Consider the following 11,369-nt stretch of genomic DNA (forward strand, 5'->3'; position numbering starts at 1 on the left):
TGCCCCGGCGGCGGCCCCCCCGGGCCCGCATGTACTGAACTCCACACCCGAACCGCCCCCGCCGGGGCGGGTCCCCCCGGCCCGGGCGCTGGACCGTCGGGCCGGTGGTGACGGTCAGCGGCGGGCGGAGCGGCGGCGGAGCAGCAGGCCCGCCGCGAGGGCGGCCAGCGCCACGGCGCCGCCGAGCGCCCACAGCCAGCCCCGCCCCGCCGCGCTCTCGCTGCGCCCGGCCGTCGGCACCGCGGCCACGGTCGCGCCGCCCGTCGGGACGGGCGCGGCCGAGGTCGGCGCCGCGGCGCCGGTCGGCGACGGTACGGCCGAGGCCGGCGTGGCCGGACCGGTCGACGGGGACGGTTCGGCGGGGGTGCCGGTGGTGAGGGTGAACCGCACCTCGCCGGAGACCGGGTGCCCGTCGCTGGACGCCAACCGGTAGCCGACGACGTACAGCCCCGCCCTGCCGGGCGTGAACGGGATGCTGACCCGGGAGCCGGAGAAGGTCGGCGGGCCGCCCGACGCGACCACGTTGTCCGGCCCGGTGACTGTGATCTTCGTCGTGCCCGGGTCGGGCTTCGCCAGGAACCGGAGTTCGATCCGGGTCGGCGCCTCGGCCACCCGGGCGCCGTTGCGCGGATCGCTGCCGGTCAGCGAGTTGTGCGCGGCGGCCGGCGCGGCCGGCAGCGCCAGCGACACACCGAGCGCCACGCCGACCACCACTGGCCAGGTACGTGCCGCCCGTGGGACCCTGCCCCCCATGAACCCCTCCGTAAAGGTACGATCCGCCCGCTGATCAACGGCTGCCGCTCATTAGTCGGGCCCAGATCGCAGATAGTTCCAATTACTGTTCCACGAGCTGCAACCGATCGACGTTCTGCGGAGTCTTGAGAGTGGGCACCCGATGTGTGCGGGTTCGGTCACTCCGTCGGCCAGGCAACGCGTGACCTGCAGCAAGCCATCCATCGAACGGGGCGAGGAGGCGGCGATGGTCCGGACGATGCGGCGACTGGTCGCGGTGCTGGCGGGCGGACTCGCGGCGACGGTCCTGTCGCTCGGCCTCGCCGGGGCGGCGAAGGCGGCGCCGAAGCCTCCGCCCGCCGCCGTGGAGATCACCGGCGAGGGCCTGGCCGAGCCGCTGCGGCTGCACGCCGACGCCCACCCGGCACACGTCATGGCGGTCGTCGACCAGGTCAACTTCCTCGGCCGCACCGGGCAGGCCCGTGGCCCGAAGGCGACCGACCTCGGTCCGAAGTACACGGTCGTGGTGTTCGCCGGCGACGTTCCGAAGCAGACGTACGACCTCTACCCGAAGGCGGTCGGCGGGCCGCGGGTCTACCGGCCCGCCAAGCAGCCCGACTCCCGCAAGACCACCGCGGGGTGGTTCCTCGGCCGGCTCAGCATGTCGGAGACGCTCCGCACCGCCGGTGTGCCGCTGGAGCGGCAGTACGACACGGTGAGCGGCGGCGTCGGCGGCGGCGAGCGGGTCATCCCGGAGGACGCGCTCAACCCGGCGAAGGACATCGGCGAGGCCCTCGGTGAACTTCAGCGACTGCTGCTGCTCAACGTGGCGGTGGTGCTGGTCATCACGTCCGGTCTCGCCGGGATCGCGCTGCTGGTCCGCCGCCGCACCCGCTGACGGCCGCCCCCGCCGCCGTCACACGCATCGCCGCCGGGCCCGCCGTCGCCCGACCGGCCCGTCGTAGGCCGCCCGTGGGGTCAGCACCAGCGGCGCGGCGGTCGCTCCCGGCGGACGACACGGTGCCGGGGGCGGACCGGGCCGTGCCGGTGCGCGCCGGCCCAACCGGGCAGGTCGCTGCGGCAGCCCTGCGCCGCCGCCGGCTCGACCTCGCCGGGCAGGGCCGCCTCGGCGGCACGCTGCCGGGGCACCGGGGCGTCCTCGTCGGCGCGCTCCGCCGCACGGCCAGGGGGCTCCGGCGCATGGGCCGGGAACCCGCCGGGCAGCCGGCGGTGATGCTTGGCGGCCGCCTGCTGGTCGTGGTGGCCCGTCCGGCAGGGCTCACCCTGGGCGCAGCCGTGCTCGGCCTCCCCGTGCGCCATCCGGTCTCCTCACGCTCGCCACGCCCGCCGGGGTCGCCCGACGTGCCCTGTCACCGTACTGGCCGGCACCGACGGGCCGTGCAGCCGGACCCGGGTCAGCGCCGCGCCCGGCGCGGGAAGATCGTCTCCCAGACCGGGAAGGCGACCAGCCAGATGACGATGGCGAGGGAGAGCCTGCCGATCCAGTTCGTCAGCTCCCGGGTCCGCTCGGCGTCGTCGACCCAGACGATCGCCGCCCCGAGCAGCGCGCAGGCGATCGCCCACCCGAGCAGGCCCTTGCCCCACTCCCGCCACTCGTGCCGGGTCCGCGCCCACCCGTGCCGCGGCGGCTTGACCGGCGGCGGGCCGCCGGCGAAGCGGTACGCGAAACGCTGGTCGGCCCAGCGGACCATCGAGTGCCCGAAAGCCACCGAGAAGCCGAGGTACGCGGCGGCCAGGCCGTGGGTGACGTCCGCGGTGGCGCCGCGCCGCAGATCCAGCGCGCTCGCCGCGAGCAGCACCAGGTCCACCAGCGGTACGCAGACCAACAGCGCGGCGCCCAGCCGCGGCCGGCGCAGCGGATACCGCGCGACCAGCCCGGCGGCGAGCACCACCCAGAACCCGATCTCGCAGGCGACGATGACTCCCAGCAGCATTTCTGCCCCTCCCCGTTCGTGCCCCACCACCCTGCCCCGCCCCGGACGCGCGACCCTCACCGCCGAAGACGAGATCTGCCTCCCTCCTTCGACGGACCCACCCCACCGCCGACGGACGCGGGACCGGCGGGAGCGGGGCGGGCGTGGTGGCGTACATCTCTTGGTGGGGGTGGGGCGGGGCGGGGTCCTCCGGCGGTCGGAGCCCGGGCGGCGGTCGGTGTGGTGGGATCGGGGCCATGCGAGCGCCGACCTGGCTCGGGCCCGGCACCGCCGGCCGGGACCTGATGCTCGCCGCCGCGTCCCTGGCCGGCGGCGCGGTCATGTACGCCCTGGGCACGCAGCCGCAGCTGTCCCGCCAGCCGGGCCTGCCGGAGCCGCTGTTCCTGCTGCCGCTGGCGGCGGCCTGCGTGGCGGTGGGCCTGCGCCGGGTCGCCACCCGCACCAGCCTGACCCTCGGCACGGTGGCGGTGGTGGTCGACCTCGCGATGGGCGGCTCGCTGGCCACCGTCCTCGTCTACACCCAGGTCCTCTACGACGCGTGCGTGTTCGGTTCCGCGCTGACCTGGCGCTGGCTGCTGCGGGTCATGGTCGGGCTGAGCGTGCTCGGCACGGCGGCGGGGGTGCTGCTGATCGGTGACTGGCGGGGTGTGGGCGTCGGGATGCCGTTGGTGCTGGCCGGGGTGCTGCCGGTGCTCACCGGGATCAGCGTGCGGCAGTACCGGGACCAGGCGGCGGCCGAGCGGGCCCGGGCCGAGCAGACCGCGCGGTTGGTGGAGCTGGACCGGCGGCAGGCGGTCGGCGCGGAACGGGCCCGGATGGCCCGGGAGCTGCACGACGTGATCGCCAACCACCTGAGCGCCGTGGCGATCCACGCCACGGCCGCGCTCTCCGTGCCGGGGCTCGACCGGTCGCAGGTCCAGTCGGCGCTGCGGGTGATCCGGGAGAACAGCGTGCAGGGCCTGGCGGAGATGCGGCAGATGATCGGCCTGCTCCGGGAGCCGGCAGGGAGCGGGTCGGCCGTCGACGCGACGGACGAGACGACCCGGGCGCGGCTGAGCGAGGTCGACGGGCTGGTCGACCGGGCCCGCGCCGCCGGGCTGGGGGTGCGGGTGACCCGGCGCGGCGAGCCCCGCCCGCTGCCGGTCGGGGTGGACCTGGCCGCGTACCGGATCGTGCAGGAGTCGCTGACCAACGCGCTCAAGCACGGCGCCGGCGAGGCCCACCTGCTGGTCGCGTACGAGCCGGCGGGGGTGGTGGTGGGCGTGGACAACCCGGTGGGTGCCGGTGGTGGCGCGCCGAGCGGCGCGGGCGCCGGCCTGATCGGGATGCGGGAGCGGGCGGTGCTGCTCAACGGGCGGTTCGCCGCCGGCCCGGCGCAGGGCCGCTGGCGGGTACGGGTGGAGCTGCCGACGGGCGAGGCGGCGTGAGGGGACGGGGCGTGTCATGGCCGAGGTGATCCGGGTGCTGCTCGCCGACGACCAGCCGGCGGTGCGGGCCGGGCTGGCGCTGATCCTGGCCGGCGCGCCCGGCGTCGCCGTGGTGGGCGAGGCCGACGACGGCGCGGAGGCCGTCCGGCTGTGCCGCGAGCTGCGGCCCGACGTGGCGGTCATGGACGTGCGGATGCCCCGGCTGGACGGCATCTCGGCCACCCGGGAGATCGTCGCCGACCGGCTCGCCGACGTGCTCGTGCTCACCACCTTCGACCTCGACGAGTACGTCTTCGGCGCGCTGCGGGCCGGCGCGGCGGGCTTCGTGCTCAAGGACATCGACGCCGAAGGGCTGGTGGCGGCGGTGCGGACGGTCGCCCGGGGCGAGGGCTTCATCGCCCCGGCGGTGACCCGCCGGCTGATCACCGCGTTCGCGGCGACCGCCCCGGCCGCCTCCGGGGCGACCCGGGCGGCGGTGGACACGCTGACCCCCCGGGAGCGGGACGTGCTGGCCTGCCTCGGGCTCGGGCTGTCCAACCAGCAGATCGCCGACCGGCTGGCGATGGCGGAGAGCACCACCAAGACCCATGTCAGCCGGATCCTCGCCAAGCTGGACCTGCGCAGCCGGGTGCAGGCCGCCATCCTGGCCCAGGAGCTGGGGCTGCCCGCTCCCCCGCCCGCCTGACCCGACCCGCCGCCCGCCCGGGGCCACCGCCGAGCGCGGGCCGCCCGGCGTGAAGGTCCAGGTCGGGACGTGTCAGGCTGGAGCGGTGAGCGAGCCGGGCGGTACGGAACTGTCGGCCACGCTGCGCCGGATCGAGCGGGCGGCGGGGGCGCTGGCCACCGCCAGCGTGGCCCGGATGGACGAGGCCCTGCCCTGGTTCCGCGACCTGCCCGCCGACCACCGTTCCTGGGTGATGCTGGTGGCCCAGGCCGGCGCCCGGTCGCTGGTGCAGTGGCTGCGCGACGGCGGCGGCACGGCGGACAGCACCCAGGAGGTCTCCGACGAGGTCTTCGCCACCGCGCCGCAGGCGCTGGCCCGCTCGATCAGCCTCCAGCAGACGGTGGCGCTGATCAAGGTGATGATCGACGTCGTCGAGGAGCAGGTCTCGCACCTGGCCGCGCCGGGCGAGGAGCAGCAGTTGCGGGAGGCGGTGCTGCGGTTCTCCCGGGAGATCGCCTTCGCCGCCGCCCGCGCGTACGCCCGGGCCGCCGAGTCCCGCGGCTCCTGGGACGCCCGGTTGCAGGCGTTGCTGGTGGACGCCCTGCTGCGGGGCGACTCGCCGGACGTGCTGGCCAGCCGCGCGGCGGCGCTCGGCTGGGCGGACGCCCCGCCGGTGGCGGTGGCGGTCGGCCGCTCCCCCGGCGGCGAGGTCTCCGCCGTGCTGCACACCGTGCACCGGCAGGCCCGACGCATCGGCGCGGAGGTGATCGGCGGGGTGCACGGCGACCGGCTGGTCATCGTGCTCGGGGGCGCCGCCGATCCCGTCGCCGCCACCGTCAAGCTGCTCGGCGCGTTCGGCGACGGGCCGGTGGTGGTCGGCCCGGCCGTGCCGAGCCTGGACGAGGCGACCGAGTCGGCCCGCGCCGCGCTGGCCGGCTTCCGGGCCGCCCCCGCCTGGCCGACCGCGCCCCGGCCGGTGCCGGCGGGCGACCTGCTGCCGGAGCGCGCGCTGGCCGGTGACGGGGAGGCGCGCCGGCGGCTGCGGCACGACGTCTACGCCGCGCTCGTGCGGGCGGGCGGCGAGTTGCTGGAGACCCTCGACGCGTTCTTCGCGGCCGGCGGCACGCTGGAGAGCGCCGCCCGCGCCCTCTTCGTGCACCCGAACACGGTGCGCTACCGGCTGCGGCGGATCGCCGACGTGACCGGCTTCTCGCCGCTCGCCGCGCGGGACGCGTTCGCCCTCCAGGTGGCGCTCACCGTCGGCCGGCTCGACCCGGTGGTCCCGGTGGTCCCAACCCAGACAATGACCCCAGCCGTCAGGAAAACATCACAGTCGGGTGATGATCACCGCCGATCTTTGTAGGAACCCTCCAAAGGTTCTAGTGCGGTTTGGTCGAGGGCGGCACAGCGTTACCCGCGCGTATCCGGGAGAGTCATAGACGTGCTCGCCGTACTCTCTCCCGGCCAGGGTTCCCAGAAACCCGGCTTCCTGACCCCCTGGCTCGACCTGCCCGGCGCCGAGGCCCGTCTGCGGTGGTGGTCGGCGATGGCCGGGGTCGACCTGGTGCACCTGGGCACCGCGGCCGACGCCGACGAGATCAAGGACACCGCCCGCACCCAGCCGCTGCTGGTCGCGGCGGCGCTGCTCGCCGCCGAACACCTGCCGATGTACGACGTCACCGTCACCGCCGGCCACAGCGTGGGCGAGCTGGGCGCGGCGACGCTCGCCGGCGTGCTGCCCGCGGAGACGGCGATCACCCTCGCCGGCGTACGCGGCCGCGAGATGGCCGCCGCCTGCGCGCTGGAGCCGACCGGGATGGCCGCCGTCCTGGGCGGGGACCCCGACGAGGTGCTCGCCACGATCGCCGCGCACGGGCTGCACCCGGCCAACCGCAACGGCGCCGGCCAGTTCGTCGCCGCCGGCGCGGTCGCGGGCCTGGAGAAGCTCGCCGCCGAGCCGCCGACCAAGGCCCGGGTGATCCGCCTCAAGGTCGCCGGCGCCTTCCACACCCCGTACATGGCCCCCGCCGAGGCGGCGCTCGCCGCCGTCGCCGCCGGGATCACCCCCGCCGACCCGACCCGGATCCTGCTGTCCAACATCGACGGCGCCGCCGTCAACCACGGGCGCGACATGGTGCAGCGCCTGGTCCGGCAGGTCACCGCGCCGGTGCGCTGGGACCTCTGCATGCGCACGCTGGCCGACCTCGGGGTGACCGGCGTGATCGAGCTGCCCCCGGCGGGCACCCTCGCCGGCCTGGTCAAGCGGGAGCTCAAGGACAGCGGCCTCCCGGAGATCGTCACCCTGAACACCCCGGACGACCTGCCCGCCGCGCGGGACCTGATCGCCCGGCACGGGATGGCGCCGAGCCACGAGCCGACCATGCAGTTCCGCGTGGTGGTGGCCCCGTCGGCCGGCACCTTCGAGCCGGCGGAGGGCCTCGCCGAGGGCGACACGCTCGACGCCGGGCAGGTCGTCGGCCACATCGCCACCCGGCAGGGCCCGGTCGAGGTGGCCGCCCACGGCAGCGGGGTGCTCACCGAGTGGCTCGCCCACCACGACGACCCGGTCGCGCCGGGCCAGCCGCTCGTTCGCATCGGAGGTCACGCATGACCGGCAGCCGGATCCTCGCCATGGGGCACTACCAGCCCTCCCGGGTGGTCACCAACGACGAGATCGCGCAGCTGGTGGAGACCAGCGACGAGTGGATCCGCGACCGGGTCGGCATCGTCACCCGGCGGATCGCCGACGGCGAGTCGGTCACCGACATGGCCGCCGCCGCCGCCGGCAAGGCGCTGGCCAACGCCGGCCTCACCGCCGCCGACATCGACCTGGTCGTCGTGGCCACCTGCAGCGCCGTCGACCGCAGCCCGAACGTCGCCTGCCGGGTCGCCGCCAAGCTCGGCATCACCGCGCCCGGGGCGTACGACATCAACACGGCCTGCTCCGGTTTCGCCTACGCGCTGGGCACGGTGGACCACGCCGTCCGGGCCGGCGCCTCGCGCAACGCCCTGGTGATCGGCGCGGAGAAGCTCTCCGACATCGTCGACTGGACGGACCGCTCCACCTGCATCATCTTCGCGGACGGCGCGGGCGCCGCGGTGGTGACGGCCACCGCCGAGGACGAGCCCGCCGGCATCGGCCCGGTGGTCTGGGGCTCGGCCCCGGAGAAGAGCGACGCGGTACGCATCGAGGGCTGGCGCCCGTACATCCAGCAGGAGGGGCAGTCGGTCTTCCGCTGGGCCACCACCGAGCTGGCGCCGCTGGCCCGGCAGGCGTGCGAGCGCGCCGGGGTGGACCCGTCGGAGCTGGCCGCCTTCGTGCCGCACCAGGCCAACGCCCGGATCATCGACGGCATCGTGAAGCGGCTCGGCATCCCGAACGCGATCATCGCCAAGGACATCGTCGAGTCCGGCAACACCTCGGCGGCGAGCGTGCCGCTGGCCCTGTCCAAGCTGGTCGAGCGGCGGGAGGTGCCCTCGGGCGCCCCGGTGCTGCTCTTCGGCTTCGGCGGCGGCCTGACCTACGCCGGTCAGGTCGTCCGCTGCCCCTGAAGCCCCTCCGGCGCGCCAGCGCCGGGGAGTGACGGCCGGCGTCGTCGGCCGTCGAGTGAAACCGATGAGAGGAACCAAACCGCAATGACCCGTGACGAGATCACCGCCGGCCTCGCCGAGATCCTCGAAGAGGTTGCCGGGGTGAACCCGGACGACGTGGCCGAGGGGAAGTCCTTCACCGACGACCTGGACGTCGACTCGCTCTCCATGGTGGAGGTCGTGGTGGCGGCCGAGGAGAAGTTCGGCGTCAAGATCCCGGACAACGAGGTGCAGAACCTGAAGACCGTCGGGGACGCCGTCAGCTACATCGAGGCGCAGTCCTGATCATGGCGCACACCGACGTCGTCGTCACCGGGCTCGGCGCGACCACTCCGCTGGGCGGGGACGTCGCGTCGACCTGGGACGCCATGCTCGCCGGCCGCTCCGGGGTGAGTGCCCTCACCCAGGAGTGGGCCGAGCAGCTGCCGGTCCGGATCGCCGCCCAGCTCGCGGTGGATCCGGCCGGCCTGCTCGACCGGGTCAAGCTGCGCCGGCTGGACCGTTCCGAGGCGATCGCGATCATCGCGGCGCAGCAGGCCTGGGCGGACGCCGGCCTGGCCGACTCCGGGCTGGACCGGGAGCGGCTGGGCGTCAGCGTCGGCTCGGGCATCGGCGGCGCGCTGACCCTGCTCGCCCAGGACGACGTCCTGGAGGCGTCCGGGCCGCGGCGGGTCTCCCCGCACACCATCCCGATGCTGATGCCGAACGGCCCCGCCGCCTGGGTGGGGCTGGAGCTGGGCGCGAAGGCGGGGGTGCACTCGGTGGCCAGCGCCTGCGCGACCGGCGCGGAGGCGATCGCGCTCGGCCTGGACATGATCCGCGCCGGCCGCGCCGACGTGGTGGTGGCCGGCGGCACCGAGGCGGTCATCCACCAGCTGCCGATCGCCGGCTTCAGCTCGATGCGGGCCATGTCGACGCGCAACGACGAGCCGGAGCGGGCCTCCCGGCCGTGGGACAAGGGCCGCGACGGCTTCGTGCTCGGCGAGGGCGCGGGCATCCTGGTGCTGGAGCGCGCGGACCACGCCGCCGCCCGGGGGGCCCGGGTGTACGCGCGCCTGGTCGGGGCCGGCATCACCTCCGACGGCTACGACATCGTGCAGCCGCACCCGGAGGGGGAGGGCGCGATCCGGGCCATCGCCAAGGCGATCGCCGACGCGGACGTCGCCAGGTCCGACATCACGCACGTCAACGCGCACGCCACGTCGACCCCGGTCGGTGACGTGGCGGAGATCAAGGCGCTGCACGAGGCGCTCGGCGACCACCCGGTGCTGTCCTCCACCAAGTCCATGTCCGGTCACCTGCTGGGTGCGGCGGGGGCGCTGGAGTCAATCGCCACCATCCTGGCGATCCGCGACAGCGTCGTACCCCCGACGATCAACCTCGACGACCCGGACGACGGCCTCACCCTGGAGGTGGCCGCGAACAAGGCGCGCCACATGGACATCCCCGCCGCGCTGAACAACTCGTTCGGCTTCGGCGGGCACAACGTGGCTCTCGTCTTCACGCGGGCCTGAGACCACAGCCTTGGAGGCTCACGTGACCACCACCGCCGTTGGTGCGGACACTTCACCCGTCGTGGACCACCGGGATCCGGAGTTGCGGCTGCGGGCGCTGTTCGATGCCGGTTCGTTGCGGTTGATGGCCCCCCGGGACACCTCCGGCGTCCTGTGGGCGCGGGGCGAGATCGACGGCACGCCGGCGATCGCGTACGCGACCGACGCCACGCGGATGGGCGGCGCGATGGGCACCGAGGGGTGCCGGCACGTCGTGGACGCCATCGACACCGCGGTGCGGGAGCGGGTGCCGGTGCTGGGGTTGTGGCACTCCGGTGGCGCCCGGCTGGCCGAGGGCGTGGTGGCGCTGGACGCGGTGGGTCAGGTGTTCGCCGCGATGGTGCGCGCGTCGGGGCGGGTGCCGCAGATCTCGGTGGTGCTGGGTCCCGCGGCCGGCGGTGCGGCGTACGGGCCGGCGCTGACCGACATCGTGGTCATGAGCGGGGCCGGACGGATCTTCGTGACCGGTCCGGAGGTGGTACGCAGCGTCACCGGTGAGCAGGTCGACATGGAGCGGCTGGGCGGGCCGGAGCCGCACGGCCGCCGCTCCGGGGTGGTCCACGTGACGTGCAAGGACGACGAGTCGGCGCTGGCCGAGGCGCGCAAGCTCGCCGCGCTGCTGGGACGCCAGGGTCGGCTGTCGCCCGACGACGTGGCGACGGAGGGCGACCAGGGGCACGACCTGGCGGCGAAGATGCCGGTGGAGACGAACCGGGCCTACGACGTCAAGCCGGTGGTCAAGGCGCTGCTGGACGCTCCCGGGGTGGAGCTGCACGCCAAGTGGGCGCCGAACGTGGTGACCACCCTGGGCCGGTTCGCCGGCCGCACCGTCGGGGTGATCGCCAACAACCCGCTGCGCCTGGGCGGCTGCCTCGACGCCTCCAGCGCCGAGAAGGCGGCCCGGTTCGTGCGGATGTGCGACTCCCTCGGCGTGCCGCTGATCGTGCTGGTCGACGTGCCCGGCTACCTGCCCGGCCTCGGCCAGGAGTGGGACGGCGTGGTGCGCCGCGGCGCGAAGCTGCTGCACGCCTTCGCCGAGGCCGTCGTGCCGCGGGTGACCCTGGTGACCCGCAAGGCCTACGGCGGGGCGTACATCGCGATGAACTCCCGCTCCCTCGGGGCGACCGCCGTGTTCGCCTGGCCCCACGCCGAGGTCGCCGTCATGGGGGCCAGCGCCGCGGTCAACATCCTGCACCGCAAGAAGCTCGCCGCCGCCCCCGCCGAGGAACGCGAGACGCTGCGCGCGCAGCTGATCGAGGAACAGACCCGGGTCGCGGGCGGCGTAAACCGGGCCCTGGAGATCGGCGTGGTCGACGACGTCATCACCCCCGCCGAGACCCGTCGCCGCATCGCCGAGGCCCTCGCCGCCGCCCCGGCGGCCCGGGGCGCGCACGGCAACATCCCGCTGTAGCCGCACGTACCGTCGAGGGGCCCGCGCTCACCCGAG

General features: G+C 75.3%; 11 protein-coding genes and 1 pseudogene. 9 read left to right on the forward strand and 3 right to left on the reverse strand.

Annotated features, from left to right (window positions below; all coding sequences use genetic code 11):
• Window positions 1–114: 114 nt before the first annotated feature.
• Window positions 115–753 (reverse strand): copper resistance protein CopC, encoded by a 639-nt coding sequence (locus tag AB0L34_RS30175; protein WP_363708650.1) that lies wholly within the window; start codon window positions 751–753, stop codon window positions 115–117.
• 226 nt (window positions 754–979) lie between these two features.
• Here AB0L34_RS30175 and AB0L34_RS30180 point away from each other — a divergent pair, with 226 nt between their 5' ends.
• On the forward strand, window positions 980–1,630 hold the full coding sequence (locus AB0L34_RS30180; RefSeq protein WP_363708652.1) for a hypothetical protein: 651 nt from the start codon (window positions 980–982) through the stop codon (window positions 1,628–1,630).
• Between the two features lie 80 nt (window positions 1,631–1,710).
• On the opposite strand, the gene AB0L34_RS30185 is transcribed toward AB0L34_RS30180, so the two are convergent.
• Window positions 1,711–2,052 carry a hypothetical protein gene (locus tag AB0L34_RS30185; RefSeq protein ID WP_350707739.1) on the reverse strand — a complete coding sequence of 114 codons (342 nt, stop codon included), beginning with the start codon at window positions 2,050–2,052 and terminating at the stop codon, window positions 1,711–1,713.
• Between the two features lie 95 nt (window positions 2,053–2,147).
• Window positions 2,148–2,687 carry a hypothetical protein gene (locus AB0L34_RS30190; RefSeq protein ID WP_350707738.1) on the reverse strand — a complete coding sequence of 180 codons (540 nt, stop codon included), beginning with the start codon at window positions 2,685–2,687 and terminating at the stop codon, window positions 2,148–2,150.
• 236 nt (window positions 2,688–2,923) lie between these two features.
• Here AB0L34_RS30190 and AB0L34_RS30195 point away from each other — a divergent pair, with 236 nt between their 5' ends.
• From AB0L34_RS30195 to AB0L34_RS30230, 8 genes and pseudogenes are all read left to right on the forward strand, one after another.
• A complete protein-coding gene (locus AB0L34_RS30195; protein ID WP_363708654.1) occupies window positions 2,924–4,114 on the forward strand; it encodes a histidine kinase in 1,191 nt (396 codons plus the stop codon).
• 16 nt (window positions 4,115–4,130) lie between these two features.
• Window positions 4,131–4,799 carry a response regulator transcription factor gene (locus tag AB0L34_RS30200; RefSeq protein WP_350707734.1) on the forward strand — a complete coding sequence of 223 codons (669 nt, stop codon included), beginning with the start codon at window positions 4,131–4,133 and terminating at the stop codon, window positions 4,797–4,799.
• 70 nt (window positions 4,800–4,869) lie between these two features.
• A pseudogene (locus AB0L34_RS30205) lies at window positions 4,870–6,141 on the forward strand (helix-turn-helix domain-containing protein); the annotation flags it as partial.
• Between the two features lie 78 nt (window positions 6,142–6,219).
• Window positions 6,220–7,389, forward strand: coding sequence for an acyltransferase domain-containing protein (locus AB0L34_RS30210; RefSeq protein ID WP_363708656.1), 1,170 nt, complete (start codon window positions 6,220–6,222; stop codon window positions 7,387–7,389).
• The gene (locus AB0L34_RS30215; protein ID WP_357450886.1) at window positions 7,386–8,330 is read left to right on the forward strand and encodes a beta-ketoacyl-ACP synthase III; all 945 of its coding nucleotides are present in this window, start codon (window positions 7,386–7,388) and stop codon (window positions 8,328–8,330) included. The genes AB0L34_RS30210 and AB0L34_RS30215 overlap by 4 nt, the downstream gene beginning before the upstream one ends.
• Window positions 8,331–8,414: 84 nt before the next feature.
• On the forward strand, window positions 8,415–8,654 hold the full coding sequence (locus AB0L34_RS30220; RefSeq protein WP_007072348.1) for an acyl carrier protein: 240 nt from the start codon (window positions 8,415–8,417) through the stop codon (window positions 8,652–8,654).
• 2 nt (window positions 8,655–8,656) lie between these two features.
• On the forward strand, window positions 8,657–9,883 hold the full coding sequence (gene fabF, locus AB0L34_RS30225; protein ID WP_363708659.1) for a beta-ketoacyl-ACP synthase II: 1,227 nt from the start codon (window positions 8,657–8,659) through the stop codon (window positions 9,881–9,883).
• A 61-nt stretch (window positions 9,884–9,944) separates the two neighbouring features.
• Window positions 9,945–11,333 carry a carboxyl transferase domain-containing protein gene (locus tag AB0L34_RS30230; RefSeq protein ID WP_363708661.1) on the forward strand — a complete coding sequence of 463 codons (1,389 nt, stop codon included), beginning with the start codon at window positions 9,945–9,947 and terminating at the stop codon, window positions 11,331–11,333.
• The last annotated feature ends 36 nt before the right edge of the window (window positions 11,334–11,369 follow it).

The sequence above is a fragment of the Micromonospora sp. NPDC052213 genome (assembly GCF_040679695.1).
GTDB lineage: Bacteria > Actinomycetota > Actinomycetes > Mycobacteriales > Micromonosporaceae > Micromonospora.